Origin of the sequence: Mycobacterium nebraskense (assembly GCF_002102255.1) — a bacterium.
Lineage (GTDB): Bacteria > Actinomycetota > Actinomycetes > Mycobacteriales > Mycobacteriaceae > Mycobacterium > Mycobacterium nebraskense.
On record NZ_LQPH01000103.1, the window covers coordinates 1 to 25,516 of the forward strand.

Annotated in this window: 29 protein-coding genes and 1 pseudogene; 12 read left to right on the forward strand and 18 right to left on the reverse strand. The window is 66.9% G+C overall.

From position 1 onward, the window contains the following. The 9 genes and pseudogenes from AWC17_RS10900 to AWC17_RS10940 form a co-directional block, all read right to left on the reverse strand. Window positions 1-521, reverse strand: a pseudogene (locus AWC17_RS10900) (S8 family serine peptidase); the annotation flags it as partial. Further along, window positions 506-2,035 (reverse strand): type VII secretion integral membrane protein EccD, encoded by a 1,530-nt coding sequence (eccD, locus tag AWC17_RS10905; protein ID WP_082123214.1) that lies wholly within the window; start codon window positions 2,033-2,035, stop codon window positions 506-508. The gene eccD and the pseudogene AWC17_RS10900, both read right to left, overlap by 16 nt. After that, window positions 2,032-3,030: a MinD/ParA family ATP-binding protein gene (locus tag AWC17_RS10910; RefSeq protein WP_141224580.1), complete on the reverse strand. Its 999-nt coding sequence runs from the start codon at window positions 3,028-3,030 to the stop codon at window positions 2,032-2,034. The genes eccD and AWC17_RS10910 overlap by 4 nt, the downstream gene beginning before the upstream one ends. Before the next feature lie 157 nt (window positions 3,031-3,187). After that, window positions 3,188-4,018, reverse strand: coding sequence for an ESX secretion-associated protein EspG (locus tag AWC17_RS10915; protein ID WP_047323964.1), 831 nt, complete (start codon window positions 4,016-4,018; stop codon window positions 3,188-3,190). A gap of 85 nt (window positions 4,019-4,103) precedes the next feature. After that, window positions 4,104-4,391, reverse strand: a complete 288-nt coding sequence (locus tag AWC17_RS10920; protein ID WP_007166892.1) for a WXG100 family type VII secretion target — start codon at window positions 4,389-4,391, stop codon at window positions 4,104-4,106. 55 nt (window positions 4,392-4,446) lie between these two features. Beyond that, entirely contained in the window at window positions 4,447-4,761 is a 315-nt protein-coding gene (locus AWC17_RS10925; protein WP_007166893.1) for a WXG100 family type VII secretion target, read from the reverse strand. A 102-nt stretch (window positions 4,762-4,863) separates the two neighbouring features. After that, window positions 4,864-6,051, reverse strand: a complete 1,188-nt coding sequence (locus AWC17_RS10930; protein WP_085164633.1) for a PPE family protein — start codon at window positions 6,049-6,051, stop codon at window positions 4,864-4,866. Between the two features lie 34 nt (window positions 6,052-6,085). Continuing rightward, window positions 6,086-6,397 (reverse strand): PE domain-containing protein, encoded by a 312-nt coding sequence (locus tag AWC17_RS10935; protein WP_046184874.1) that lies wholly within the window; start codon window positions 6,395-6,397, stop codon window positions 6,086-6,088. A gap of 334 nt (window positions 6,398-6,731) precedes the next feature. Next, on the reverse strand, window positions 6,732-8,060 hold the full coding sequence (locus AWC17_RS10940) for a sensor histidine kinase (protein ID WP_046184875.1): 1,329 nt from the start codon (window positions 8,058-8,060) through the stop codon (window positions 6,732-6,734). Between the two features lie 237 nt (window positions 8,061-8,297). Between AWC17_RS10940 and AWC17_RS10945 the strand changes: the two genes are divergently transcribed. The 3 genes from AWC17_RS10945 to AWC17_RS10955 are packed head-to-tail and all read left to right on the forward strand — an operon-like array spanning window position 8,298 to window position 11,417. Further along, window positions 8,298-8,909, forward strand: coding sequence for a TetR/AcrR family transcriptional regulator (locus AWC17_RS10945; protein ID WP_046184863.1), 612 nt, complete (start codon window positions 8,298-8,300; stop codon window positions 8,907-8,909). Window positions 8,910-8,936: 27 nt separating this feature from the next. Then, window positions 8,937-10,148 carry an acyl-CoA dehydrogenase family protein gene (locus AWC17_RS10950; RefSeq protein WP_046184864.1) on the forward strand — a complete coding sequence of 404 codons (1,212 nt, stop codon included), beginning with the start codon at window positions 8,937-8,939 and terminating at the stop codon, window positions 10,146-10,148. A 51-nt stretch (window positions 10,149-10,199) separates the two neighbouring features. Then, window positions 10,200-11,417: a GNAT family N-acetyltransferase gene (locus tag AWC17_RS10955; protein ID WP_046184865.1), complete on the forward strand. Its 1,218-nt coding sequence runs from the start codon at window positions 10,200-10,202 to the stop codon at window positions 11,415-11,417. 103 nt (window positions 11,418-11,520) lie between these two features. Here AWC17_RS10955 and AWC17_RS10960 read toward each other — a convergent pair whose 3' ends face one another. After that, window positions 11,521-11,802, reverse strand: a complete 282-nt coding sequence (locus AWC17_RS10960) for a hypothetical protein (protein WP_046184866.1) — start codon at window positions 11,800-11,802, stop codon at window positions 11,521-11,523. A 209-nt stretch (window positions 11,803-12,011) separates the two neighbouring features. Here AWC17_RS10960 and AWC17_RS10965 point away from each other — a divergent pair, with 209 nt between their 5' ends. Next, entirely contained in the window at window positions 12,012-13,235 is a 1,224-nt protein-coding gene (locus tag AWC17_RS10965; RefSeq protein WP_231588610.1) for an MFS transporter, read from the forward strand. 12 nt (window positions 13,236-13,247) lie between these two features. Here AWC17_RS10965 and AWC17_RS10970 read toward each other — a convergent pair whose 3' ends face one another. Together AWC17_RS10970 and AWC17_RS10975 are read right to left on the reverse strand one after the other, a co-directional pair. After that, window positions 13,248-14,285: an LLM class F420-dependent oxidoreductase gene (locus AWC17_RS10970; protein ID WP_046184868.1), complete on the reverse strand. Its 1,038-nt coding sequence runs from the start codon at window positions 14,283-14,285 to the stop codon at window positions 13,248-13,250. 12 nt (window positions 14,286-14,297) lie between these two features. Next, window positions 14,298-14,720 (reverse strand): nuclear transport factor 2 family protein, encoded by a 423-nt coding sequence (locus AWC17_RS10975; protein WP_046184869.1) that lies wholly within the window; start codon window positions 14,718-14,720, stop codon window positions 14,298-14,300. A 121-nt stretch (window positions 14,721-14,841) separates the two neighbouring features. On the opposite strand from AWC17_RS10975, the gene AWC17_RS10980 reads away from it, so the two are divergent. Further along, window positions 14,842-15,411: a PadR family transcriptional regulator gene (locus AWC17_RS10980; RefSeq protein ID WP_046184870.1), complete on the forward strand. Its 570-nt coding sequence runs from the start codon at window positions 14,842-14,844 to the stop codon at window positions 15,409-15,411. 13 nt (window positions 15,412-15,424) lie between these two features. Here AWC17_RS10980 and AWC17_RS10985 read toward each other — a convergent pair whose 3' ends face one another. Continuing rightward, a complete protein-coding gene (locus AWC17_RS10985; protein WP_046184871.1) occupies window positions 15,425-16,144 on the reverse strand; it encodes an NUDIX hydrolase in 720 nt (239 codons plus the stop codon). 101 nt (window positions 16,145-16,245) lie between these two features. On the opposite strand from AWC17_RS10985, the gene AWC17_RS10990 reads away from it, so the two are divergent. The 3 genes from AWC17_RS10990 to AWC17_RS11000 are packed head-to-tail and all read left to right on the forward strand — an operon-like array spanning window position 16,246 to window position 18,540. After that, window positions 16,246-17,289, forward strand: a complete 1,044-nt coding sequence (locus AWC17_RS10990; RefSeq protein WP_052742791.1) for an amidohydrolase family protein — start codon at window positions 16,246-16,248, stop codon at window positions 17,287-17,289. Window positions 17,290-17,343: 54 nt separating this feature from the next. Further along, window positions 17,344-18,234 carry an SCO6745 family protein gene (locus tag AWC17_RS10995; RefSeq protein ID WP_085164635.1) on the forward strand — a complete coding sequence of 297 codons (891 nt, stop codon included), beginning with the start codon at window positions 17,344-17,346 and terminating at the stop codon, window positions 18,232-18,234. 39 nt (window positions 18,235-18,273) lie between these two features. Beyond that, entirely contained in the window at window positions 18,274-18,540 is a 267-nt protein-coding gene (locus AWC17_RS11000; protein ID WP_046186130.1) for a YdeI/OmpD-associated family protein, read from the forward strand. Between the two features lie 6 nt (window positions 18,541-18,546). On the opposite strand, the gene AWC17_RS11005 is transcribed toward AWC17_RS11000, so the two are convergent. From AWC17_RS11005 to AWC17_RS11015, 3 genes are all read right to left on the reverse strand, one after another. Further along, entirely contained in the window at window positions 18,547-18,900 is a 354-nt protein-coding gene (locus AWC17_RS11005; RefSeq protein ID WP_046186131.1) for a VOC family protein, read from the reverse strand. A gap of 144 nt (window positions 18,901-19,044) precedes the next feature. Next, on the reverse strand, window positions 19,045-19,551 hold the full coding sequence (locus AWC17_RS11010) for a DUF5666 domain-containing protein (protein WP_141224581.1): 507 nt from the start codon (window positions 19,549-19,551) through the stop codon (window positions 19,045-19,047). A gap of 146 nt (window positions 19,552-19,697) precedes the next feature. Then, entirely contained in the window at window positions 19,698-20,582 is an 885-nt protein-coding gene (locus AWC17_RS11015; RefSeq protein WP_046186133.1) for a cyclopropane mycolic acid synthase family methyltransferase, read from the reverse strand. A 185-nt stretch (window positions 20,583-20,767) separates the two neighbouring features. Between AWC17_RS11015 and AWC17_RS11020 the strand changes: the two genes are divergently transcribed. Beyond that, window positions 20,768-21,361 carry a hemerythrin domain-containing protein gene (locus AWC17_RS11020; protein WP_046186134.1) on the forward strand — a complete coding sequence of 198 codons (594 nt, stop codon included), beginning with the start codon at window positions 20,768-20,770 and terminating at the stop codon, window positions 21,359-21,361. A 138-nt stretch (window positions 21,362-21,499) separates the two neighbouring features. Next, a complete protein-coding gene (locus tag AWC17_RS11025) occupies window positions 21,500-22,828 on the forward strand; it encodes an MFS transporter (protein WP_046186138.1) in 1,329 nt (442 codons plus the stop codon). Here the strand turns inward: AWC17_RS11025 and AWC17_RS11030 are convergent. Then, window positions 22,821-23,009: a hypothetical protein gene (locus AWC17_RS11030; RefSeq protein ID WP_046186135.1), complete on the reverse strand. Its 189-nt coding sequence runs from the start codon at window positions 23,007-23,009 to the stop codon at window positions 22,821-22,823. The two genes, AWC17_RS11025 and AWC17_RS11030, sit on opposite strands and share 8 nt — an antisense overlap. Here AWC17_RS11030 and AWC17_RS11035 point away from each other — a divergent pair. Both AWC17_RS11035 and AWC17_RS11040 read left to right on the forward strand, forming a co-directional pair. Next, window positions 23,008-23,523 carry a nuclear transport factor 2 family protein gene (locus tag AWC17_RS11035; RefSeq protein WP_046186136.1) on the forward strand — a complete coding sequence of 172 codons (516 nt, stop codon included), beginning with the start codon at window positions 23,008-23,010 and terminating at the stop codon, window positions 23,521-23,523. The two genes, AWC17_RS11030 and AWC17_RS11035, sit on opposite strands and share 2 nt — an antisense overlap. 142 nt (window positions 23,524-23,665) lie before the next feature. Next, on the forward strand, window positions 23,666-25,024 hold the full coding sequence (locus tag AWC17_RS11040) for a WS/DGAT/MGAT family O-acyltransferase (RefSeq protein ID WP_085164637.1): 1,359 nt from the start codon (window positions 23,666-23,668) through the stop codon (window positions 25,022-25,024). Between the two features lie 7 nt (window positions 25,025-25,031). On the opposite strand, the gene AWC17_RS11045 is transcribed toward AWC17_RS11040, so the two are convergent. Beyond that, the gene (locus tag AWC17_RS11045) at window positions 25,032-25,469 is read right to left on the reverse strand and encodes an ATP-binding protein (RefSeq protein WP_046183354.1); all 438 of its coding nucleotides are present in this window, start codon (window positions 25,467-25,469) and stop codon (window positions 25,032-25,034) included. Window positions 25,470-25,516: the final 47 nt, after the last annotated feature.

A 25,516-nucleotide genomic window follows, 5' to 3' on the forward strand; every position in this document is an offset into this window, starting at 1 on the left:
ACCGGCGGGGGCGGGGCGCCGTTGGCCGGCGGCGGTCCGGCCGGGGGAGGAAACGCCGGTGTCGACGGCATCGGTCGCGGCATGGGCAAAACCCCTTGCGGCGCGGCGGCGATGATCGAGCCCACGATCGTGCCGTGCGCATCGCAATCCGACAGGCCGTCCTCACCCATGATGTAGTCACCACCGGGCACGGCCGGCAGCCGCGGGGTGGGTGAAATGCCGGTGTCGATGACCGCCACCGATACACCGTTGCCGGTGCTGTATTGCCATGCCTTGCTGATGTTGAGCAGGTTGAAGCCTGGCGCCAGCTGCGCCACGTCGGGGTTTCGCACGGTGATGGGCGTCGAACAGCTGTTGGCGCGCCGCATCGGTTGGTCTGATCTAGGCGGGCCGTCGGGAGGCACCGATCCCGGATCCACTTGTGGGGGCGTGATGGCTTGTGCGGCGGGGATGTTCGCGGACAGCGCGACCAGGGTGACGGCGGCAGTCACCGCCGCGACCCCCTTTAGTGGCGAATCCACGTGAACAGCCCTCCCAGGGCGGCCGCCGCCGGCAGCAAGACGATGAACGCCAACACTTCCACCCATTCCACGGTCAACCGGATGAAGGGCCTGAATCGCACCGTCGGCACCAATAGTGCCGCGGCTAGACCGCACGCGGCGAAGGCCGCTATCGCCGCCGCTGGCCAAAGCAGCCCGCTCACAACGTCTTTCGGTTCGGCGATGGCGTATTTGACCACTCCGGCGCATACCGCGGCCGCAGCTCCGCAGGCGAGCGCGACGGCCTGATACTTGGCTGCGAATCCCCTGCCCTGGGTGATGAAGATGCCCACCACCAGTCCGGCGACCACCAGCGCCAGCCACGCCCACGGCCGCCCCGGCGTCAGCACCCCCCACACGGCGGCGGGCAGCACGATCGACACCCCGACACACACACCGACCTGCACCGCGTTGACCAGCCGCGCCGAGGCGGCGATCGCTGCCCCGCGTGCGGTGATGTCGGTCAATTCGTTGTCCTCGTCCTCGGATTCGTCCTCGCTGACCGGAGAGACCGTGTCCACGGGCATGCCCTCGCGGCGCGCGAACAGGTCGCGGCCGGTGATCGAGCCGAAGTGCGGAGGCCGCACCCGAGCCACCCATAACGCGATCAACGGGGTCATCCGGACCAGGATCAGCAATCCGACCAGCACGCAGATGGCCAGCACCTGCGCCGAGGCCGGCTGGAACATCCGGACGACGGCGACCGCGGCGAGGATCCCGCACACCGTCACCACCGCGGTGACGACCGCGGTCTGCCAACGCTTCCGCGTCGTCACGCCGATCGCGATCGCGCCCAGGATCACGATCACCAGGCCGATCAACCCGTGGGCCGCGCCAAGAGTGCCGGGCGGCGCGCATGCGCCCGCGACGGCCAGCAACACCACGGCCAGCCAGCCGAACCCGCTGAACAGGTCGCGCCGCTCCCGCCAGCCCCACCAGACGACGAATGTCGCGATCACCAACAAGGTGCCGACGGCGCCGGCCACCGCGGCCGGGATGGGGCTGTCGGTGAACGTCCGCGCCCGCAGCGTCAGGCCCACCACCACGCCGGCCGCCATCGCGATGATGGCGATGGCGGTGTGCGCGGCCGTCAGCGGCGTCACCGGGGCGAACATCCGGTCACCGCCGTCACGGCCCAGCCACTTGCCCATCGCGGCCAGCCCGGTCGACAGCGACTCGTACTGCGGTTCGAAGGACTCACCGGCGACCCGGGGCACCAGCACCAGGGTGTCGCCGTCCTGCACGCCCAACTCGTCCAGGCTCTTGTTGATGTCGAGCCGAACCCCGTTGATCTTGTGGAGTTCATAGCTGCCCGCCGGCAGCGTAATGCCTTCAAAGCCTTTGCGCTTCAGGTCCGCGTCGAAGAGTTCGACCATTCCCTCGAAGAATCCCTCCACCGGAATTCCGGCTGGGAAGACTTGCGAGCACAGATGTTTCTCGTAGGAAATGTTGACCGCACAGCGCGCCGGGAAAGCGACCTTATGCGCTGATGTCACGGCGCCGTCCGCTCGGCATCTGGAATGTATTTGTCGGCCAAGACGGCGGTAATTTCAAAAAGTCGCAACCGCGTCTTTTTCTTTAATTCATGAACCGTGTCGATGAGCCCGCCTTTTGCCAGGTGCGGATCGAACGGCATTTCTTCGACGGTCGCGCCGACCTTGCTGAACCGCTCGGTCAAGTAAGCGAGCGCATCCTTGTCGGTGATCTGGTCGGTGTGGTTGATGATCACGGTGCTGCGCGAAACCAGCTCGTGGTATCCCTGCGACCTGAGATAGTCCACGGCCCGCAGCACCGGGCGGGACCGGTCCGCGGTGATGCCGGAGACGAACACGAGGGTGTCGGTGTTCTCCAGGACCGGCTTCATCACCTCGTGTTCCAAGTCCGGAGAGGTGTCGACGATCATCACCGTGTGGGTTCGCCGCAGCCGCGACAAGACTCCGGAGAACATCGCGGGCACCAGCGGCCGGGGCTGGTCCGATGTCCGGTTTCCGGCGAGCACATCGAGACCGATCGGGTTCTGTCCCAAGTGTTCACGGATGTCCGCGTAGCCCTGGACGTCGGTGTCGTTGATGATGGCCGTGTAGTCACCCGGCGGCGACTCGTCGATGCGGTCGGCCAGCGTGCCGAAACCCGGGACCGCGTCGATCGCAATCACGTTCTGCGGGCGGCATTCTCGGAACACGCCACCGATGCAGGCGACCATCGTCGAGACCCCGACCCCGCCCTTACCGGAGACCACCGTGATGACGTACTGCCGACGGATGTGCCGCCGGATACGGTTCTGCAAGTCCCGGTAGTGCCGCTCGCTGGGCGATTCGCCGGGGTTTATTTTCTTAAAAGAGATGACGTAGATGAATTTCCGCCAACCCGAGCCTGGAGGAATCTTTCGAGGCGCGGCCAGATCGGTAATGCGCATAGTGTCCGACACCGAATCCGGGAAGTTGCGGCCCCCTGACGGATCCCCCCGTCTGAGCGCCCCTTCGTCTGACATATTCGGGTCATTCTAAGGGCTCGTCACGTCGCGATGCTAACACGATTGGCGATACCACGTTTACCGATCAACAAACCCTTGAAGTGCGTAAGCGGTTGCTATTCCACGGCATTGGTTAAGTGAGTTATCTTGCGTCAGTTGAGAAACCGGCCACCGGTCAGACCACCCGCCGATACGAGTACCACTCGTCGCCCGCGGGCAAGCGGCGGATGAGCCGCTGCACGGCCCCACTGATGTCGCTGCGCGAGCCGGGCGAAAGGATCTGGTAGCGGCGCTGACCCGAGATGACGTTCTCCACGCAGACGCGGCCCGCCGGGGTGTCGATGATGGACACGGTCGAATCGCCGACGGCGATCCGCGCCATCTCGTCCGGCCCGACGCCGGCCTGCAACCCCACGATGGCCGCGTGCGCGGAACGCGCGGGATCGGCGGCCATCGTGACGATTTGCATCTGGTCGACGTCGAGGTTCTGGCTGAGCAGAAACGTCCGCAGGCTGGCGGCGTCGCGTACCGAGGCGAGCAACTGCTCGGTATCGAGAGTGACCGGCTTCAGCGGTGCAACCTCGGCCACCCCGCACAGCCGCTCGACCTGGCCGACCACCAGGTCGCTGGCCCCGTTTTCGTTGCTGGCGGTGCCGGCGGGATAGAGACGCACCAGATCACCGTGGCGTTCCAAAACCACCCACCAGGAGGCGAATCGGCAAATGGCCGCGCGGGTGGCCTCGCGGCCGGGGACCGTGATGTTCACCAGCAGCCCTAAGTCGCGCCGCAACAGCACGGTGAGCCACTCGCGAATCATCGGGTCGACGTTCCCGGCGTCGTCGAGCGCGCCGGCGGCCTTCAGCTCGGCCGCCACCGGGTGGCGCAGCGCGCGTTCGGGGGTGTCGAGCCGGGGCAGCAGCGGCCGCAAGCCAAGCTCGGGGCAGGTCTGCTCCACCCCGGTGACCGCCTGCAACACCCACAAGCCGTCGACCGTCGTTGTCAGCATGTCCTTTTCCTCACTGGGCAAACACCAAAGGTGGGGCACACACGCCCGGCGCGCCTGCCCCACCTTCACCTGCCCTCGGGCGGAGTCAGAACAAGCCGGCGATGTGCTGGTCTGTGCTGAGGGCGCCGTCGAGCACGTGGGATGTCGTCTGACCGTGCTGGCGGATCGTGTCGATGAGCCCTTGAAGGCCCGACAGCATCTGCGCCTGCGCCTCGAAGAAGCCCGACGCGCCATGGCCGGCAAAGAATTCTTGCAACGCATTCGTCCGGTTCGAGGTGTCATCGAAAATGCCTTGCAGCTGACCGGCGCGAGAAGCGACATCGGTGGCGAAGTCGGCCACGGCTCCCGGGTTGTAAGTGATTGGATCCGACATTGTTAACTTCCTTTCAGAAAACCGTTTATGGATTTAGGAATTGAGTGGGCGGGAGTCAGGATCCGCCGTGGCCGAATAGCGCGCTGAAAGCGTGTGAAGAATCCGCCTCGTGGCCTTCCATCAGGGCCGCCGCCTGCTTGAGGCCCTCGGCCAGACGCGTGCCACCGTTCAGGACTTTGTTCAGGTCGTTTTGGACCTCGATGGCCGTCGCGTGCGACGCGACCACGGCGTCGCCGGACCACGTCGACGGGTTCATCACGTTTTCCTGATTTGCGACGTACCCCTGGCCGATCCCAATCGCGTGTTCCATGTTCGCCTGGATGGCGTTGGAAGTATCGCGCAGCATTTGCGGTGTCACCTTGATTGTCACTGAATTCCCCTTCTCCGGTTGGCCGCCCGTAATGCCTGGGGCATGGAGCGAAGTGTATGGCGGCTATTTATACCTGTCGATTCACCCTTGGCCGGGCCGGCTTCACACTCTGGTGTCGACAACCCGCACCGTCGCGGGCTGCTCGGATTTGTCTCGGGAGCCGCGTTCTCCTCCCGCCCCATGCCCCACCGGCATGCCGCCCATCGGTGTACCGCCGCCTACCGTCGTGGTCTGCGGACGCATGGCCTCGGCTCCCAACGCCCCGCTTGGCCGCAACCCCACCGGCCGGCCGCTGCTGGCCGGTTCGAACGCGCTGACGGGACGGGTGAAGCTGGTCGCGGGCATACCCGCACTGCCCAGGGATGCGGCCCCGCCGCCACCCGATGCACCCACCGCCGACATCTCCGTCGCCGAGACCGCCGACACTCCTGGCGCCGCCCCGCCCATGGCGCCGGGATTGGCGAACATGCCCATCATCGATTGCAGCGGCTGCATCATCTGCATCGGCGCCTGCATCATCTGCATGGGCGCCTGCATCGCCTGCGGGACGGCGCCCATCATCGATTGCACCGGCTCCATGAATGAGCCGGCCTGACTCATGAAGTCTTGGCCGCCCGACGCCGCCTGACCGGCCCCCGATGTCCCCTGCTGCACGCCTTGGAAAGCGGAGCGCATGCCGTCACCGGCTCCGACCTGGGCGGCGGCTTCGCCCACTGCCGCGGCCGCCTCCGCAGGCGCCGCCGGCGAGGCGCCCATGCTCGCGACCGGCGGCGCAATGGCGAGGCTCTGGGTCAATGACGTGAGGATCGCCCCGTAACTCGCCCCGACGGCGGAGTTGTTCGGCCACATCACCCCGAAATACTGGACGTCGAGCGACACGATTCGTGGGGTCAACGCCCCGAGCACCAGAGGGTTGATGCCGTTGTCGACTCCCCATTCGTCGCGATTGGCGATGCATTCGGGGGCAGGGCGCATCGCGCCGTTCGCCATCTGATACGCGGAGACAGCGGTGGCAACGACCGGCGGCTTCACGTCGACCCAGCCGGCCAGCCCGTGCAGCGAGGCGTTGAGCATGGTGACGTTGGCCGCGGATGCCGCCGACCCGGCGCCGAGCCAGCTCGCCGACGTCGTAGCGGTGTTGATCGCCGAGGCGACACCTGAGGCGTGATGGGTGGCTGCCAGAGCCATCCAGGCGGCCTGATTGGCCAGGTGAGTGCCCACCCCGGTGCCGCCCTTGAGCAGCAGATCGTTTTCCTCAGGCGTACGCGCAGCCCACCCCGGATCGGCCATGCGTACTTCCCCCTTTTAGACGATTGGGCCCCTGTTAGACGATTGAGCCCAGCAACATCGTGGCCTGCCGAGCGGCTTCCGTCGCGGCGGTCGTGCCCGCGGCCATCCCCTGCGCCCCGGCGAACAAGCCACGTTGCGCCGCGTGCTCGGAGACCACTCCCAGATAGCCGGCGCCGCAGGCGTTCAGCGCCGCCGCGAACATTGCCGAGTCCGGATCGCCGCCCATTGGCATCGCTCCCAGTAGGGCCGGCGCCGCCGCCGAAGCCGCCGCCTCGGTTTCGGCGCTGATGGCCGACTCCGCGCCTGCCGATGCCAGAACCGCCTCTGGCTGCATCGACATAGTCATGATTTCCCTCCGATTGCTCAGCGTCATAAGACGGGCTTGGCGCATCAGTCTAGTGCGGTTGGACCGTTCGTGTATTCACTAGCGTTCCTCCCGGCTCCCGGCTGGAAATTGCACGATTCGACTGACCGGCGGTATTCCCGTTATGAGTCATTCGTCAAACAACCTCGTATGCCACTGCAGGCACAGTGGTCACGGGATCACCAGTGAAAGCTTCAGTGCGAGTGGGTCATGCAAATGCGTGGCAGTTATGACGGCCGCGTTTTATTGTTGGCGGCTTAAAGGGGAATTCGTCGGACCGCCGTCCGTTTTCCGGTTGCGCGAAAAGCGGCCGAAGTTACGCGGGGCCGCGGCCATCGCCGGCCAAGTTCAACAGCAGCCGGGTGCCCCCGAGCGGGCTCGTCTGCAATGCGGCTGTGCCGCCGTGCAATTCGGCCTGCTGGGCGACCAGCGCCAGCCCCAGCCCGGAGCCCGATCGCGACGCCGTCGACCCACGCGCGAAGCGCTCGAAGACCGTGGCGCGCTCGGATTCCGGGACGCCGGTGCCGTCGTCGTCGATCGCGATCTGCACGCCTTCACTGGAGCTGCTCACGGTGAGCTGGATCTTGCTGGCGTTGCCGTGCTTGACGGCGTTGGCGATGGCGTTGTCGATCACCAGCCGCAGCCCCGTGGGCAATCCCACCATCAGCACGGTCGGCGATGGCACCAGCGATACCTCGACGTCGGGGTAGACGCGCAGCGCGTCGTGCGCGGCACGGTCCAACAGTTCGGTGATGTCGAACGGGACGAAATCGTCGACGGTGGTGAGCTCTCCCTGCGCCAGTCGTTCCAGCGCCGTCAGTGTCCCCTCGATGCGGCTCTGGGTGCGGATGACATCGCCGATGACCTCTTGGCGCTGCTCACGTGGGAGGTCGAGGGTGGACAGCACCTCCAGGTTGGTGCGCATGGCCGTCAACGGGGTGCGCAACTCGTGCGAGGCGACCGCCGCGAAGTCCCGGGCCGACTCGAGCGCGGCCCTGGTGCGCTGTTGCTCGTTGCCGATACGCGCGAGCATCCCCTCGACGGCTTCGGCGATCTCGACGGCCTCGCGCACCCCGCGCACCTGAACCTCGTCGGGGCTGGACTGGGCGTTGATGGCGCGGGCCTGCTGGGCCAGCAGCAGGAACGGGTTCACCATGATCAACGAGATCACCCAGCCGACGACCACGGTGCCGCCGATGACGCTGGTGCAGATCAACAGCACCCGCAGGTGCAGCTCGTTGATCCGGTGTTGGGCTTCGGCCAACGGTGCGGCCAGCGCGATCGAGGCGGGGCCCGCGGAGAAGGTGCGGACGCGGTATTGCACCCCGTTGATGGTGGTGTTCGCGTATCCGTTGGGCAGCTTGGGCAGCACGATATTGCTGGGCGCCGATACCGTCACGTCGCCGATGCGCGCGGTGCGCACCAGGTTGCCGTCCGGCATGGGCTGGTCGGGGCTGGCGTGCGCCACGTTGTTGAGCAGTGAGTTGATGTCGCCCAGGCTGCTGACCGAGTCGAGCCGGCGGTCGAGTTGGCTGTACTGATCATTGGTCACACCGACCCACACCCAGGTGCCCAGCAGCACCACGAGGGTGATCACCGACAGCGCCGCGACGACGACGATGGTGCGCAGCGACAACACCCGCATCGGCAGCTGTACGTGCGGTAACACGCGAATGTCAGGCTCCTCTTGTGCAGCTCGCGGCACCGGGCCGTCGACCGTGTTGACCACCTGACCACAACCCTCACACCGATACCGATTCGCCGCGTTCAGGCGTCGTGGCGTTTCGCTGTGAATCTAGCGCCAATCGTCGAACTCGTGTCCTGTGCCTGCGGCGACCAGCGACATTTTGCCCCCACTCCGGTGAGTGAGTACTCTCTCACCATGCTCGCCTCCGGACGCGATCGGCTGCTGGCCGCGGCGCTCAAGCTCTTTGCCGAAAAGGGCTATGCGGCGACGTCGGTGGCCGACATCCAGCGGGCATCGGGTCTGGCGCCGGGATCGGGCGCGCTGTACAAGCACTTCGGCTCCAAGCGGGAGCTGCTCGAGGCCGCGGTCGCGTACCGGATCGACAGCATCGTGGCGGCGCGGGAGCAGTACGACGCCGGGCAGCCGGGCAGCGTCGAACAGGCGGTGCGCACCGCGGGCCAACTGATCTGGAGCAACCTCAAGCAAAGCGAGGACCTGCTCAAGGTCATGCTGCGGGAACCCGAGGAGCTCGGCGATCTCGACGAGAAGACGTGGCAGGTCATCACCGACAACGCCTATCAACGGTTCGCCGACGAACTTGCCGCGTCGAATCGCTCCGGCCGCACCCGCATCCCCGATCCGGAGGCGGCCGCCGCCGTGGCGATCGGGTCGTTGTCCTATGCCGCGACGCTGCAGGCGCTGACCGGCCGCCTGCCCGGCAACATCGACGAGAAGCGGTACTTCGAGGCGTGGGTCAGCCAGACGATCAGCGTCCTCGCCCAGTACGGAAATCCCGAAAATCATTGAAATCAACAACCTTTCAGGAGTAGAGCCGTGACTTTCTCATTACAACTGACCGACGACGTGATCGAGGTGCGCGACTGGGTGCACAAGTTCGCGGCCGACGTTATCCGCCCCGCCGCCTCGGAATGGGACGAACGGGAGGAAACCCCGTGGCCGGTGATCCAGGAGGCGGCCAAGGTGGGCCTGTACTCCCCTGACTTCTTCGCGCAGCAGGCGGCCGAGCCCACGGGCCTGGGCATGCTCACCGCGTTCGAGGAGATGTTCTGGGGAGATGCGGGCATCGCGCTGTCCATCATGGGCACCGGCTTGGCCGCGGCGGCCCTGGCGGGCAACGGAACTCCCGAACAGCTGGGTCGCTGGCTGCCCGAGATGTTCGGGACGGCCGACGAGCCGAAGCTGGGCGCGTTCTGCTCGTCCGAGCCCGACGCCGGGTCGGACGTCGGTGCGATCCGCACGCGCGCGCGCTACGACGAGGCCACCGGGGAGTGGGTGCTCAACGGCACCAAGACGTGGGCGACCAACGGCGGCATCGCCAACGTGCACATCGTGGTGGCATCGGTCTACCCCGAACTCGGCACCCGCGGCCAGGCCACGTTCGTCGTTCCGGCGGGCGTCAACGGGTTGGCACAGGGCCAGAAGTTCAAGAAGCACGGGATTCGGGCGTCCCACACCGCCGAGGTGGTGCTGGACAACGTCCGCCTGCCCGAGGACCACATCCTCGGTGGGCGGGAGAAGTTCGAGGCGCGGATCGCCCGCGTCAAGTCGGGTGCCTCGGCGCGGAGCCAGGCGGCGATGAAGACCTTCGAGCGCACCCGGCCCACGGTCGGCGCGATGGCGGTCGGCGTGGCCCGGGCCGCCTATGAGTACGCGCTCGACTATGCCTGCCAGCGTGAGCAATTCGGCCGCAAGATCGGCGAGTTCCAGGCGGTGGCGTTCAAGCTGGCGGACATGAAAAGCCGCATCGACGCCGCCCGCCTGCTGGTGTGGCGCGCCGGGTGGATGGCGCGCAACAACCAATCCTTCGACGCGGCGGAGGGGTCGATGGCCAAGCTGGTGGCCAGCGAAACCGCCGTCTACGTCACCGACGAGGCGATCCAGATCCTGGGCGGCAACGGCTACACCCGCGACTATCCCGTGGAGCGGATGCACCGCGACGCCAAGATCTTCACCATCTTCGAAGGCACCAGCGAGATCCAGCGCCTGGTCATCTCACGGGCGCTGACCGGCCTGCAGATTCGTTAGCGGCCGCATCCCGCGGTCCACGCCGCGGCGGGCACGCGACATGATGGCCCGATGACCACCGAGATCCGGGTCCTCGACAGCGAGGACGACCTCCTCGCCGCGGCCAACGTCTTTCGCGTCGCCATGATCGGCTTCCCGCCGTTGCCGGACCTGCCGCCCGGCCAGATCACCAAGCTGCTCGAGCCCGGCCGTACGGTCGGCGCCTTCGTCGGCGGGCAACTGGTCGGCACCGCGGACGCCGTGACGAGTGGCATGACGCTCCCCGGCGGCGCGATGGTGGGCCACGCCGCCGTGACGCATATCGGGGTGCTGCCGTCGTTCACCCGGCGGGGCATCGCCACGGAGCTGATCCGTCATCAATTGCGCGACATCGCCGCCCGCGGTGAGGTGGTCGCGTCGTTGCGGGCATCGGAGGCGACGATCTATGGCCGGTACGGATACGGCGTCGCCAGTTCGTCACAGACGGTCGAGGTGCACACCGCGCGGGCCGCGCTGCGTCGCGACGTCGGTCCCGGCGGTCGGGTGCGGTTAGTCGACGCCTCGCAAGCCTGGGATCTGTTGCCCCGCATCTATTCAGAGAATCGCCCGTCGCGTCCGGGAACCATCGACCGGCCGGACGTGTGGTGGCAGGGCCTACGGCTGCGCACCGAATCGTCGCCACACCCTTCGTATGTCGCGGTGCACGGCGAACCGGGATCCGAATCGGGTTTCGCCCGCTACCGCCCCGTCGACACCGAGAGGTGGTTCGTCAGCGACCAGCGCACCATCGCGGTGGAGGACTTCTTCGCACCGACTGCGGACGCCTACCTCGGACTGCTGCGGTTCCTGCTCGGCCTCGATCTCATTGACCGCGTGGTGTTCTGGATGCTGCCGATCGACGATCCGCTGCCCTTGCTGCTGGCCGATCGGCGGGCGGCCCGGGTCACCGCGGTGCTCGACGAGACGTGGCTGCGCGTCATCGACGTGCCGCGGGCGCTGGCGGCACGCCACTATGGCGACGACGGCGCGGTCACCATCGCGGTCAAAGACCCTATGTTGCCGGACAATTCGGGTCATTTCACCATCACCGGCGGCGGTGCCGAACCGACCGAGCGGCGAGCGCAACTGGAGGTCGACGTCGAGGGGCTGGCCGCCGTTCTGCTCGGGGGCACGACCTGGCGCGACCTCGCCGTCGCCGGGCTGGCCCGTGCCGACGACGCGTCGGCAATCGCCGTGGCCGATCGGCTGTTCGCGGTGCCGGACGCGCCGCACGCCGGGTTCTTCTTCTAGTCGCGCGGGTATGCGGGTCGCGTGATCGTCATCGTCGGCGCGGGGATGTGCGGGCCGGCCGCCGCTTATGAGCTGGCGCGGCGCGGGGAGCCGGCGATCAACGTCAGCCGTGCGGCGCCTCGGAGATCTTGGTGTCCGGCTTGCCCAACGTCTGGCAGTACGTCAACGCCGACAGCCGAGTGGCCGAGATCTCGGCGTTGGACGGGTCGGTGCCGTTCTTGTCCTTCAGCATCTTGCTGACTTCGTCGTTCTGCTTCTTCTCGTCCTGCGAAGTGAAGTCCTTGCACTTGGTGTCGCCGCCGGTGTTGATGACCTGTGAGGCCGAACACGCGCTGGACAGCAGCACGGCGATCGCGAACGTGGCGGCCGCGATTTGCTTCATCATTTGCCTCCCTGGATCCGAGTAGTGGTATCAGTACACCAAATCGGCCGATTTCAAACCCCCACACCCGATTTGCCCTGATGACTCGCGTGTTTGCGCCGCGTGCATTTCGCGTCCGAACGGGAATAACTGCCTCGCCCACATCGTCGTTGAGAGGTCGTTCGAGGTCCGTATTTCCGGCCGCGCCCAGATCCAAGGGGGAGGAAACGTCGGTGTCCTGGTCCAACGGGTCAACTCCGCGGTCGACATTGGCCACGCTGGACGAGGCTGAAAGCTCGGGTGCGGCCCGGGGCGAGTTCGCCGGTGTGCTGGTGCTGTTGCTGTCCATCGGGTGGGTCGCCAACCACTTCGTCGCGTTGATGCCCTTGCTGAGCGCGCGGCAACACCTCGGCTCGGCCACGCTCGATGCGATCTTCGGCGTCTACGCGCTGGGATTGCTGCCCGGGCTGATCGTCGGCGGGCGCGCGTCGGATGCGTTCGGGCGCCGGTCGGTGGCGCTGGCGGGTTCGGCGACCGCCGTGGTGGGGACGGTGGCGATGCTGTGCTCACAGCAGTACGACGTTTTGCTGTTCGGACGCTTGGTCGTCGGGCTCGGGGTCGGACTGGCCATGAGTTCCTGCACCGCGTGGGCCTCCGATCTGAAAGGCCCCGCCGGGGCGGCCACCGCAGGTGCGGTGTTGATGGCCGGTTTCGCGATCGGCCCGTTCGCGGGAGGCGTGATCGCGGGGGCCGGGCCGGCCGGCATTCGGTTGTCGTTTTCGATCGCGGCCGCTATCGGGATGGCGGCGATGGCCATCGCGGTCGTTGCGGCGCGGCGCGCGGGGGCCACCGCGCGGGCGACCGCACAGGTGTGGGAGCCGTCGACGACCGCGGCGCAGGGCCCGGCGCGGGCGTTGAGTTGGGCCATGCCACTGGCGCCGTGGGTGTTCGCGTCGGCGACGCTTGGGTTCATCACCATCCCCGGCCGCGTGCACACCGGGCTCGCAGCTCCGATGGCCGCCGGCACGGCCACGCTGCTGGTCAATGGCGTCAGCGGCCTGATCCAGGTGCTCGCCCGCGCGCGCCGGTGGGGGCCGCAGGCCGGCACCGCCGGTGCGGTGCTGGCCGCGCTCGGGTACGCGGGCACCGCGCTGGCCCCGCCGACCATGTCGCCGGCCTTAGGCCTGCCGCTGTTCCTGGTGCTGGGGTCCGCGTCCGGCCTGTGTTTGCGCGAGGGCTTGATCGACCTGGAGGCCGCAGCGCCGAAACGCTTGCGCGGTACGCTCGTTGGTGCGTTCTACGTGGTGACCTACATCGGCTTCGGCCTGCCACTGATCTTGACGACGGTTGGGTCGGCGGTGTCGACGACCATTCTCGCCGTGATGGCGGTGCTGGCGTTGCTGGCGGGCGCGAGTCGAGCGGTTCGACTCCGACGGGATGCTCACCGCCAAGGCTGACCGCGCGGACGTTCAGATCAATTCGCGCAAGGTCTCGATCAGCTTGACCCGCTCGCCAGGGGTAGACGCCATGGGCGACACGTTGAGGGTGGTGACCCCGGCTTCCCGGAACGCGGCCAACCGTTCCTTGACGAATTCGCGGCTGCCGATCAGGTTCACGTCTCGCACGAGCTCGTCGGGAACGACCTTGGCGGCGCCGTCCTTGTCACCGGCCAGGTAGAGCTCTTGGATCCGGTCGGCCTGCGGGCCGTAGCCGTACTTGGTGGCCAGGGCGTGGTAGAAGTTCTTGCCTTTCGCGCCCATTCCGCCGATGTAGAGGGCCAGGTGGGGCTTGACGAAATCCCTTAGAGGTTCGACGTTTTCGCCGATGGCCAGGACCGGACCGGCGTAAATGTCGAGCTCTCCCAGCTTGGGGTCTCGCCTGGCCCGGCCGGCGGCCAGCGCCTCTCCCCACACCTCCTGCGCCTTCTCGGGCAGGTAGAAGATCGGCTGCCACCCCTCCGCGATCTCGGCCGCCAGCTCGACGTTCTTGGGTCCCAGCGCCGCCACCAAGATCGGGATGCGTTCTCGGACAGGCTGATTGATGAGCTTGAGTGGCTTGCCAAGCCCGGTGCCCTGGCCGGCGGGCAGCGGAATCGTGTAGTACTTGCCCTGGTGTCTGACGGTCTCGCGCCGCCACACCTGGCGGCAGATGTCGATCACTTCGCGGGTCCGGGCGATCGGCGCGTCGTACGGCACACCGTGGAAGCCCTCGATGACCTGCGGACCGGAAGCGCCCAGCCCGAGAGTGAACCGGCCGTCGGAGACGTAGTCGAGACCGGCGGCGGTCATCGCGGTCAGCGTGGGCGTCCTGGTGTACAGCTGCAGGATTCCGGAGGCCAGTTCGACCCGGTCGGTGCAGGCGGCCAGGTAGCCCAGCGCACTTACCGCGTCGAACGAATACGCCTCGGGGACAAAGACAATGTCGAGTCCGGCGCGTTCGAGGTCGGCCACTTCGGCAGCCACGTCCTTGAAACCGCCCGCATAGTTGATGCCCAGTCCGATTCGCATGTTCGCCTACTCCTACGCGGTGGTGAATTCGTCGGCCAGCTCGAGCGCCTCCTGCTGGATCCGATCAAACTGGGCACCCATCGCCTCCGACAACGCTTTCGCGCCCGACAGCGGGCGCACCATCACCATGAAGTCGTCGATGAGACCGTCGTCGTCGAAGTGCAGGAAGTCGCAACCGGTGATCTTCACCCCCGGCGCTCCCGCGATGCCGGTCTCGAACACGAACGCGTGGTCGCGACCGCTGCCGTCGTGGATTTCACGGACGTAGCGAAAATCCTCGAAGATGCGCAACACGCCGCGCAGGATCGCCGCGGTTATCGGCTTGCCGACGTAGGGCTTGAACGCCACCGGGCTGGTGAAGACCACGCCGTCGGCCAGCAGCGCCTGGATGCCCCTCTCGTCGCGTTCTTCGACCGCCTTGCGGAACGGATGCATCCGACACCTCGCCTAGTGAAGTCGTTTGTGAAGTGCCGTTGACGCTATGTCGTCCACACCGGCGTGTCCATTGTGCGAATAATCACTTTGTTGACTATTCATATCGTTATAGCCTTTCCCGATGTCGCTGCGCGATGCGGTGTTGGCCGCCCTCCTCGAGGGCGAGTCGTCCGGGTACGACCTGGCCAAGGAGTTCGATGCCTCGGTCGCGAACTTCTGGATGGCCACCCCGCAGCAGCTGTACCGCGAACTCGACCGGCTCGCTGAGCAGGGGCTCATCCAGGCGCGGGTCGTGCACCAAGAGCGTCGGCCCAACAAGCGTCTGTTCGCACTGACCGACGCCGGGCGCGACGCGATCCAGGAGTTCACAGCAAGGGCGCCGAAGCCGTCGGCTATCCGCGATGAACTGCTGGTCAAGGTCCAGGCCGCAGACGTCGGCAACACGCGCGCTGTGCGTGACTTCATCGTCGAGCGCCTGCAGTGGGCGACGGCCAAACTGCAACGCTACGAACGGTTGCGGGCGCGCGTGCTCGACGGACGCGACGAGGAGGAATTTCTGGCGCACGCCGAACGAATCGGTCCCTACCTGACCCTGCTGCGCGGAATCGCGTTCGAGGAGGAGAACATTCGATGGGCGCAGCGCGCGCAGGCCGTCATCGAACACCGCCTGTCCGCGCGGGCTGAGCAGTGAGGGTGGGCGATCGCTACCGCCAGGCGAAGACCGGTTGCTCCAGCTCGTCCACCGCGTCGGGGCGGCCTTCCAGGCACAGCCACCGCACCTGCAGCAGCACGGCGCCGGTCGGTGCGTGAATCAGGTCGTTCCCCAACGGGATTTGGACGACCGGGCGTCGGCTCTCCGGGATGGTGATGAATCGCGGTGAATCGTCGCGCTGCAACTGGTGCAATCCCACCCGGTACACCGCCACCACCTCGTCGGGCGCCGGGCGGGGATCGAGGCGTCCCCCGCCCCAGATCACGACCGGGGTGATGACGTACCCGGACCGGGTCGGGTAATCGTCCAGGAGGCCGAGCACGGTCGAATCGGGCAGGGCGATGCCGACCTCCTCGCGCAATTCCCGCAGCGCCGCGTCGACCGCGGTCTCGCCCGGGTCGAGGCGGCCACCGGGCAACGCCCACTGCGCGGCATGCGAGGTGAGACGGGATGCCCTGCGGCACAACAGGAACGCCGCGCCGCCGGACACGCCGACCATCCGGCCGTCGAGGCCGGGCTCCGGCATCGGGCGGTCCCCGTTCCATTCGACCACCGGCGCCGGATCGACCCGGTCCTCGCCGCGGGTCGAGTCAACCACCACCACGGCGACCGCCGCATGCCGCTTTGTCGGGTCGGTCACCTCCCGACGGTCATGGCCCGCCAGGTGGTTCCTGATCCGCTCACGTAGCGCCTCGTCATACGGGATTGTCACGGGTTCGAGACTATGCGGGAGCCGGTCCCGACCCATGCCGGGTACTCCGGTGAACGCCCGACGCGCCGCCCTCGTAGGTGTCCATGTATGGGAGGAGAAGGATGAAGGTCATCGGTATCGAAGAGCACTACAAGCTCCCGGCCATAGCCGAAGAACACCAGAACGAGGGGCTGGACTCGGCGACCGAACTGCTGAAGAAGGCGGGTTACGGCTCCCCCGGAGCGGACGGGGAATGGCCGCCGGGCATCAACGATCTGGGCGAGGGCCGGCTCGCCGCGATGGACGCCGCGGGCATCGATATCCAGATCCTCTCGCACGCCGTCCCGGGCCCCGAGACGCTGGACCCCGCGGCGGGGGTCGAACTGGCCCGGCGGGCCAACGACGCGGTGGTGGCCGCGATCGCCCAGCACCCGGACCGGTTCCGCGGCTTCGCCACCTTGCCGATGCGCGACCCGGCGGCGGCCGCCGGTGAGCTCGAACGCACCGTCCGCGATCACGGCTTCGTGGGCGCCCTGATCAACGGTCACGTCAACGGCCGCTACCTCGATGACACCTTCTTCTGGCCGGTTTTCGAAGCCGCCGAAACACTGGGCGTGCCAATCTTTTTGCATCCCACCGTGCCGCCGCGGCCGGTCATCGACGCCTACTACGCCGGCTTCGATCCGAAGATCTCGGCGCGATTGGCGGCCGCCGGGGTCGGCTGGCACATCGATACCGGGGTGCACTGCCTTCGTCTGATCCTGGGCGGGGTGTTCGACCGGTTCCCGCAGCTGCAGATCATCGTGGGTCACCACTTCGAGGCGCTGAGCTGGATGGGGTGGCGGACCGACTACTCGTTTCCGATAGCGGAGACCGGCCTCAAACGCACCGTCAAGGAATACCTTCGGGAGAACTTCTACGGTGGCATCCTCGCCGGTGACTTCTTCACCCAGGAGCCCGGCGCGATGGACCCCAGTTGGAGTTTGTCCTTCAACGCCTATTTGGCGATGGTCAACGTCATCGGCATCGACCGCGTCGTGTTCACCGCCGACTACCCCTACGGAAACATGAAGGCGTGCCGGCAGTTCCTCGATCGGATGCCGATCGGCGAAGACGATCGAGAGAAGATCGCCCACCGCAACGCCGAGCGCTTGCTGAGGCTTTGAGGCGTCGTGCCATCATCAGAGCCGCCCGCTCGGCGAGTGTGATTGACTGCGACCGTGCAAAGGGAACCGGTGCTGGCACGGCGCTTCTTCGATCGCTTCGAGCCCGTGCATGCGGTGACGTATTTCGCGCCGGAGGCACGGGCGGCGTTGGACGGGCTGGGTTACCGGGGTTTCTGGATGGGCTACTTCGCGGCCCGGTCCGCGCCACTTGGCATGGTGCCGAACGAGGTGGTCACCGCCATCTTCTACAACTTCGCCCCCGAGCGCGTCGCCAAGGCGCTGCCGGCGGCATGGCAGGTCGCCGGTCCTGACGCGGCGTTGCGTGCGCGGCAGGAGTCCGCCGTCGCGGCGCTGCGCCGCTACGGGCCGGACGGGAGCGAAAACGTCCGCGTTGCGGCGCAATTGGCTGGGAAGGCAGCTCGGCAGGCGCCGCTGGACGGACGCCCGCTGTTCGCCGCGAACCTGGCGCTGCCGTGGCCGGACGATCCGCTGGCCGCGCTGTGGCACGCGACGACGCTGTTACGCGAGCAGCGCGGCGACGGGCATGTGGCGGTGTTGGCCGCCGCCGGTATCTCGGGTCGGGAGTCCAACGTGTTGCATGCCGCGGCGGGCGGGGTTCCGCGCGAGTACATCGCACGCACCCGCGATTACGACGAGGCGGCGTGGCGGCACCACGAGCAACGTTTGGCCGAGCGGGGACTGCTGGGCGATGACGGCTCGCTGACCGCGGCCGGCCGGGAACTCAAGGACCACATCGAACGGTCCACCGATGCGCTTTCCCTGTCGGCGCTCGACGCGCTTAGCGACGACGAGGTGGAAACGCTGTTCCGGGCGCTCACGCCGATCACCCGTGCCGTGGTGGCCGGCGGCGATGTCCCCGCCCTCACCCCGATGACCTTGCGCCGCGACGAATTGCACGACGACAGCGCGCATTTGCCTTCTTAGCCGCTGCGAGCGACCGCAATGGCGGGTTAGCCTAACCCCATGAGCAGCCAGCGGATACCCGGCGGGGTGGTGCACGAACTGCCCGCGGACCTGCGCGAGTCGCTGATCGGCAACGCCACGGCACTCGCCGCGTGGCAGGACATCACGCCCTTGGCCCGCAACGAGTTCATCTGCTGGGTCGAGGACGCCAAGCAGGAGGCGACCCGACAGCGCCGCATTCGCCGCACGCAGGAGGAACTGGAAGAAGGCATGCGCCGGCCGTGCTGCTGGCCCGGGTGCAAGCACCGCGAGCGCACCGGCAAATAACGCTTGTCAGCGGCCCAGCGGCTTGTAGAACACCAGGCCGTTGCCCTTGTTGTCGTAGACCACGGCACGGCGTTCGTGTGCGTCGTCGTACGGGCCTTTGACGATGCCGCCCCCGCTGGCCTCCACCGCCTTAGCCGCGGCATCGACGTCGGCGGTCTTGATGCCGACGACGACCTGCCCCGGAATGGGATGGTCCACCGCGGTCGCCAGCGCGAGCGTGACCGGCCCGCCGTCGAGGGCCGCGAAATGCGCCCCGTCGCGGAATTTCAGCGGCATGCCCAGGGTCTCGCTGTAGAACCGGATCGACTCGTCGAGATCATCGGTCGACAGGATGATCATCTTTACTTCGTGCTCGCTCACGTCGCCTCCTCTGGCTGGATGGCATACAGACTAGGCCGACAGGCCGGCGAGGAGAAGGCGGGGACGCAGCGGGTCCGCGCCTAGCGGCAGACATCCTGCGCTGCAGGCTCATTGACGAAAACGGCCCCTATGGCGGGGCAAGACTCAGGTGCGGCCCGCCGGAACTATCTGTCCGTCAAGGTAATCCATCGGGGACCCCTCTCCGTGCCCTGCGTCGCGGTCGGCCACCGCGGTGGCCAGGGCGGTGCCATCCTGAATGGTTCCGACGATCTCGACGTGATCGTTGACCGTGAAATGCGGTGTAGCAGTGGCAGGTTGGCCGCCGTGACCGATGAGCGTGGTGTTGGGGGTGACGAGGTAGGTCTGGGTGTACCCGTTAACGCTGCGCGCGGTAACCGAGCCCGCCGACACCGCGATCACCGTGCCCTCTTGGCGCACCGACTGCGACGCGGCCGGTGGCTCCTGGCTCGCCTCGACCGTTCGCTTTTCGCCGTGTGGTGCGTTGAGCACCAAAGCCGTGAGGGCCGCCGCGCACAGCATCGATGCGGAGACGACATCACATATCGCCGCGACGCCTGACCCGCGCCGCGCGGTTCGATCCGCGGGAGATCTTTGCTGCGGCGCTGGGGTCAGTCGATGCTTGGCACTCACGATCAATCCTTCCCTGCGGTTTTGCGCAGACGAAGGTCGGCGCTTGCCGAATCAGGTTGTTGCTCGTGGATTTACCCCGGGCGCGGCGCCGATAAACCCCGGCCGGGGTCAGCTGCGCGCGCCGCCCGGACTGGCGCCGGCGGTAATCAGCCCTTGGTGAGGGTGAACTGCGCGACGTCGGTGTAGCCCTCGCGGAACAGGTCGGCGCAACCGGTCAGGTACTTCATGTACCGGTCGTAGACCTCTTGGGACTGAATCGCGATGGCCTCGTCGCGGCGTGACTCGAGCGCGTCCGCCCAGGTGTCGAGGGTGCGCGCGTAGTGCAGGCGCAGCGGCTGGACGAGCTTGACGCCGAAGCCGGCGCGCTCGGCGTGCTCCACGACGGTCTTGGCGGCGGGCAGGTCTCCGCCCGGGAAGATCTCGTCCATGATGAATTTCATGAACCGCAGTTTCGTCATGGTGATGGGGAGCCCGCGCTCGGCGAACTCTTCGCCGCTGGGCTGGATGATGGTGTGCAGCATCATCACGCCGTCGGCGGGCAGCGCCTCGTAGGCCATCTTGAAGAAGTCGGGGTACCGGTCGCGACCGAAGTGCTCGAAGGCGCCGATGGACACGATGCGGTCCACTTTTTCGTCGAACTGCTCCCAGCCCTGCAGCAGCACCCGCTTGCTGCGCGCGCTGGGGTGCTCGTCCAGACGTTGCTGCACGTGCGCCTGCTGGTTGCGGCTCAGGGTCAGGCCGACGACGTTGACGTCGTATCGTTCGAGCGCCCGGACGATGGTGGTGCCCCAGCCGCAGCCGATGTCAAGCAGGGTCTGACCCGCTTGCAGCCCGAGCTTGCCGAGCGACAGGTCGACCTTTGCGAGCTGCGCCTCCTCGAGGCTCATATCGTCGCGTTCGAAGTAGGCGCAGCTGTAGGTCCGCGTCGGATCCAGGAAGAGCGCGAAGAACTCGTCCGACAGGTCGTAGTGCGCCTGAACGTCCTCGAAATGCGGCTCTAGGCTTGCGGGCTCGCTGCGGTTTTCCGGCACAAACAACCTCTGATATCGGTGGGGTTTAGCGGCGTGCGATCGCGGTCGATCAGCATTCTGGTGTCTTAGTGTATCCAAACCGTTGACCGCGCCCCGACGGAGCGTTTCCCGTCGGTTGACGGGTTCCGCCACCATGGGACACCATGGCCGCGAACCGTAGCGGGTGAGGGAGGTGGGCCGTCGCGATGGCCGACATCACCATGTTGATCCTCGCCGACCACGAGTGGTTCCGCGAGCAGTTCGCCCAGCTGGACTACCTGCAGGCGCAGACACCGGCCGACGAAGCCGCCTTGGCGCGGGTGTGGCGTCCCCTCGCTGACAAGCTGGACGTGCACGCCTACATCGAAGAGAAGATCTTCTATCCGCAGTTGCTGAAGCGGGGCACCGACGACGCCGAAGGCGAGACGCTCGATGCGATCGGGGATCACAACGACATCCGCGACGGGGTGCGCGACGCCAACGCGGCCCGGGTCGGAAGCGAGCAGTGGTGGGCGGCGATCGGCCGCACCCGCGAGGCCAACGACGACCACATGGGTGAAGAGGAGCGAGAAGGGCTGTCCGACTTCCGTCGCGCCGCCCCCATCGGCCTCCGCGAAGCGCTGGGGCGGCAATACCGCGATTTCATGGCCGAACATCCCACCACCGACGGGTTGGCGATCACCGACCGCGATCCGCAACGCTACGTCGAGGATATTGAGGCCACCACGCCCTTCGCGGCCGAGGAACAGTCCGAGCCCAAGGACTTTTCGCTTCGCATCGGCAGCCTGAAGGGTCAGTGAGTTCCCTTCGCCGAGAGAGCCGGTTGGGAGTGCATTTTGTTCGGCCCCCGAGACTTCTGGGTACGCATTCTGTCGATGAATGCACGGGGTCGCCGGAGGAAATGGGCACGCAACGAAATCAGGGTCGCCGACCCGGCCATGCGCCAGACCATCATGGGCACCGCGATCGGCAACTTCATGGAGTGGTACGACTTCGGGGTTTACGGCTATATCGCCACCACCCTCGCCCAGGTGTTCTATCCGGGTAAGAGCGTCAGCGGCGTCCACCTCATCGCTACGTTCGGGGCACTGGCGGCGGCGTTCGTGGTGCGTCCGCTCGGCGGTTTCATCTTCGGCCCGCTCGGCGACCGCATCGGGCGACACCGGGTTCTTGTCGTCACCATCCTGATGATGACGGTGAGCACCACCGCGACCGGTTTGCTGCCGGGCTACAGCACCATCGGCATCTGGGCGCCGATCCTGCTCGTCATCGCCCGCATCTTCCAGGGCCTGTCGACCGGCGGTGAGTATGTCGGCGCGATGACCTATCTGGTCGAGCAGGCCCCCGATCACAAACGCGGCATGATGGTCGGGTTTCTGCCGATGGGCAACCTGGTCGGGTTCGTGCTCGCCGGGATGCTGGTGACCGCGCTGCAAACCTGGCTGCCAGACGAAGACATGTTGGCTTACGGCTGGCGCATTCCGCTGCTGCTGGGCGCGCCGTTCGGCCTGTTCGCGCTGTTCCTGCGGCTACGGCTGAAGGAGTCATCCGCCTACCAGAACGCGACCGAGGGGGCGCAGCCGTCGGGCGGGCGCCGGCGGCAATTTCGACGGACGGTCGTGGACCAGTGGAGGGGCCTGCTGATCTGCGCGGCTCTGGTGCTGACCTCTCAGGTCGCCGACTTCATGCTGACCGGCTACCTGCCGACGTACCTCAAGCTGTTCGTGCGCGTCGGCCATACCGCCGGACTGGTGATGATCGTGGTGACATTGGCGATCCTGATGGCCACCGTGGTGCTCGTCGCAGCGCTGTCCGACCGCATCGGCGTCAAACCGATCATGTGGACCGGCTGCGCACTGCTGATCGTGGGTTCCATTCCCGCGTTCCTCCTCATCCGCTTCGGCGGCATCTACCTGGTGATCTTCGCCGGCGTGCTGCTGATCGGATTGATGGAGCTGTGCTTCGACAGCACCGCGCCCGCCATGCTGCCGGCCCTGTTCCCCACCAACGTGCGCTACGGCTCGCTGGCCATCTCGTACAACATCTCGATATCCGCCGTGGGCGGTACCACGCCGCTGATCGCCCAATCGTTGGTGTCGGGCACCGGCAACGTCATGGCACCCGCCTACATGCTGATCTTCGGTGGTCTGGTGGGCGCGATCACGCTGCTCTTCACGCCCGAGGTCGCCGGGAAGCCGCTGCCGGGGTCCGGGCCCGCGGTGGAAAGTGAGCAGGAGGCGCGCGAGCTGGCCAAGGACGTCAGGTAGTCGGCCAGGGGTCGGGCGCTATCGACGAATACCCGAACTGGCGGCTCCCACTGCCGGAAACCCTGGAGGAGATGCGCGACGATCCCAGGGTCGCCGAGATCATCAGCGCCTTTCGGGAGTCGGCGTAACCGAGGGTCGACGACAATGTGCTGACATTGATCAGCGGACCCGGGAGAACCATGACCGACAGCGACGTCGCGGCGATCACGCAACTGGTGAACCTCTACGGGCTGGCGGTGGACAGCCAGCGCTGGGAACTATTCGACCGCATCTTCACCCCCGACGTGGATGCTGATTACGGCGCCACATCCCACTGGACCGATCGTGACCGGTTCAAGGCCGACTTCGCGGCGTTCCACGACCCCTTCGATTCCACCCAGCACACCATGTCGACCCACGTGGTCCACATCGAAGGTGACCGCGCCTCCAGCTTCTGCAACGGCGGCTGGCGCTTGTTGCGCCGCTCCGCCGGTGGCGACCCGCTCTGGGATGGCACTGGCTGGTATGACGATGCCCTGGTACGCACGCCCGGCGGCTGGCGGATCAGCCGCCGGGTCTGCCGCATCACCTGGTGGACCGGAAACCCGTCCGTCAATAAGACGATCCCCGGTGTGACGTTTGAAATGGCCACTACCGTGCTGCGAAGCGAAGCCGATGCCGGCCGGGTCGGGACTCTCGCCGCAGTCCTCGAGTAGAGCCGGTGCCGCGTCGCTCAACGCCCCCACTTTCGAGCAACGCACGATCTGCGCACTTGACGTTGATTAACAAGCGTTCACTCCGGCTACTTGATGGGCGTGTGCCGCGCGGACGGCCCAGCGAAACAGAATGGGGTTGACCATGGAACCGATATCGCCGACGGATGCGCTGTTTCTCATCGGCGAGTCACGCGAACACCCGATGCATGTGGGATCGCTGCAACTCTTCGAACCGCCCGAGGACGCCGGGCCCCATTTCGTCCGCGAGTCCTACCAGGCCATGCTCGAATGCACCGATGTGCAGCCGACGTTCCGCAAGCGCCCGGCCTTCTTCGGTGGCCTGACCAACCTCGCGTGGTCGTTCGACAACGACGTCGAGCTCGACTACCACCTGCGCCGCTCGGCGCTGCCCGAGCCCGGACGGGTCCGTGACCTGTTGGAGCTGGTTTCCCGTTTGCATGGCAGCCTGCTCGATCGCCACCGCCCCATGTGGGAAGCCCACCTCGTCGAGGGCTTGGAGGACGGCCGATACGCCGTCTACACGAAGTACCACCACTCCCTCATGGATGGCGTGTCCGCAATGCGGCTGGTGCAGCGCGCCTTCACCCCCAACCCGAACGATGACGAGGTGCGGGTTCCGTGGAGCATCGGGCCGCGCAAACGCGGCGGGGGGCACAAGCGCCAGTCGCTGCTGGAGCGGGCCGGCCGCACGGCGGGGTCGGCGCTCGCGTTGGCGCCGTCCACGCTGAAGCTGGCGCGGGCCGCCCTGCTCGAACAGCAACTGACGCTGCCGTTCGGGGCGCCGCGAAGCATGTTCAACGTCCGCATCGGAGGCGCCCGGCGGGTGGCCGCGCAGTCCTGGTCGTTGGACCGGATCAAAGCGATCAAGTCGGCGACCGGGGTGACGGTCAATGACGTCGTCCTCGCCATGTGCTCCGGCGCCCTGCGCGCCTATCTCCTCGAGCAGAACGCTCTGCCGGACGCCCCGCTGACCGCGATGGTTCCGGTCAATCTCCGCAAAGCCGACGATGACCGGGGCGGCAACATGGTCGGAACGTTCCTGTGCAACCTGGCGACCGACGTGGACGACCCGGCGAGGCGCCTCGAGATCGTCAGCACATCGATCCGCGACACCAAAGAGGTGTTCCAACAACTGCCGCCGGTTCAGCAACTGGCCCTGTCAGCGTTGAACATCGGCGGCCTGTTCTTCGGGCTGATCCCGGGCTACCTCTCGGCGGCGTCCCCACCGTTCAACATCGTCATCTCCAACGTTTCCACCGGTCCGTCCGAGCCGCTGTACTGGCGTGGGGCGCGGCTGGACGGAAACTACCCGCTCTCCATACCGCTCGACGGCCAGGCGGTCAACATCACCGTCACCAACAACGCCGACAACCTCGACTTCGGTCTCGTCGGTTGCCGCCGCAGTGTCCCGCACCTGCAGCGGCTGCTGGGCTACCTGGAGACGTCGCTGAAGGATTTGGAGCGCGCCGTCGGGGTGTGAGCTGCGGCTAGGGCCTGGTGGTGTAGTCCAGGCACACCGTCGTGCCGTTGGGGCGGACGTTGATGGTGCAGTGGTCGGCGAGCGCATGCATCAGCATGATGCCGCGGGACCGCCGCGGATCGCTGAGCCGCTGCGGCGACGGGTGATGCCACGATCCACGGTCGCTGACGCACACGCTGATCGACTGGGCGGCGGGGTCGTGGCTTGCCTGCAGTTTCATGGTGCCGACCGTGCGGTGGGCGCGGTATGCGTGCTCGACGCAGTTGGCCAGCGCCTCGTTGACGCCCAGAATGATGTCGTCGCGAACCTCCGCGGGGGCCTCAGTCACCTCCTGAAGCCACCGGCGCAGGGCACGGCGCAATTCCGCCGCCGTAACGGCGTCGGCGGCACCGGCGCAGGTCAATCGCGCTGGCGTCACGACCATGGGTGGAAGAAGTGAGGTCATGCTAAGGGCATACCCAGTTGCGGGCGGGGTGCTAACCCGTTTGCCGT

Bases quoted from the DNA above. Each gene is read 5' to 3' on its own strand.
- AWC17_RS10910 (WP_141224580.1), bottom strand. From the start codon at position 3,030: ATGTCAGACGAAGGGGCGCTCAGACGGGGGGATCCGTCAGGGGGCCGC.
- AWC17_RS10915 (WP_047323964.1), bottom strand. From the start codon at position 4,018: ATGCTGACAACGACGGTCGACGGCTTGTGGGTGTTGCAGGCGGTCACC.
- AWC17_RS10920 (WP_007166892.1), bottom strand. From the start codon at position 4,391: ATGTCGGATCCAATCACTTACAACCCGGGAGCCGTGGCCGACTTCGCC.
- AWC17_RS10930 (WP_085164633.1), bottom strand. From the start codon at position 6,051: ATGGCCGATCCGGGGTGGGCTGCGCGTACGCCTGAGGAAAACGATCTG.
- AWC17_RS10935 (WP_046184874.1), bottom strand. From the start codon at position 6,397: ATGACTATGTCGATGCAGCCAGAGGCGGTTCTGGCATCGGCAGGCGCG.
- AWC17_RS10940 (WP_046184875.1), bottom strand. From the start codon at position 8,060: ATGCGGGTGTTGTCGCTGCGCACCATCGTCGTCGTCGCGGCGCTGTCG.
- AWC17_RS10945 (WP_046184863.1), top strand. From the start codon at position 8,298: ATGCTCGCCTCCGGACGCGATCGGCTGCTGGCCGCGGCGCTCAAGCTC.
- AWC17_RS10955 (WP_046184865.1), top strand. From the start codon at position 10,200: ATGACCACCGAGATCCGGGTCCTCGACAGCGAGGACGACCTCCTCGCC.
- AWC17_RS10960 (WP_046184866.1), bottom strand. From the start codon at position 11,802: ATGATGAAGCAAATCGCGGCCGCCACGTTCGCGATCGCCGTGCTGCTG.
- AWC17_RS10970 (WP_046184868.1), bottom strand. From the start codon at position 14,285: ATGCGAATCGGACTGGGCATCAACTATGCGGGCGGTTTCAAGGACGTG.
- AWC17_RS10975 (WP_046184869.1), bottom strand. From the start codon at position 14,720: ATGCATCCGTTCCGCAAGGCGGTCGAAGAACGCGACGAGAGGGGCATC.
- AWC17_RS10980 (WP_046184870.1), top strand. From the start codon at position 14,842: ATGTCGCTGCGCGATGCGGTGTTGGCCGCCCTCCTCGAGGGCGAGTCG.
- AWC17_RS10990 (WP_052742791.1), top strand. From the start codon at position 16,246: ATGAAGGTCATCGGTATCGAAGAGCACTACAAGCTCCCGGCCATAGCC.
- AWC17_RS11000 (WP_046186130.1), top strand. From the start codon at position 18,274: ATGAGCAGCCAGCGGATACCCGGCGGGGTGGTGCACGAACTGCCCGCG.
- AWC17_RS11020 (WP_046186134.1), top strand. From the start codon at position 20,768: ATGGCCGACATCACCATGTTGATCCTCGCCGACCACGAGTGGTTCCGC.
- AWC17_RS11025 (WP_046186138.1), top strand. From the start codon at position 21,500: ATGCGCCAGACCATCATGGGCACCGCGATCGGCAACTTCATGGAGTGG.
- AWC17_RS11035 (WP_046186136.1), top strand. From the start codon at position 23,008: ATGACCGACAGCGACGTCGCGGCGATCACGCAACTGGTGAACCTCTAC.
- AWC17_RS11030 (WP_046186135.1), bottom strand. From the start codon at position 23,009: ATGGTTCTCCCGGGTCCGCTGATCAATGTCAGCACATTGTCGTCGACC.
- AWC17_RS11040 (WP_085164637.1), top strand. From the start codon at position 23,666: ATGGAACCGATATCGCCGACGGATGCGCTGTTTCTCATCGGCGAGTCA.
- AWC17_RS11045 (WP_046183354.1), bottom strand. From the start codon at position 25,469: ATGACCTCACTTCTTCCACCCATGGTCGTGACGCCAGCGCGATTGACC.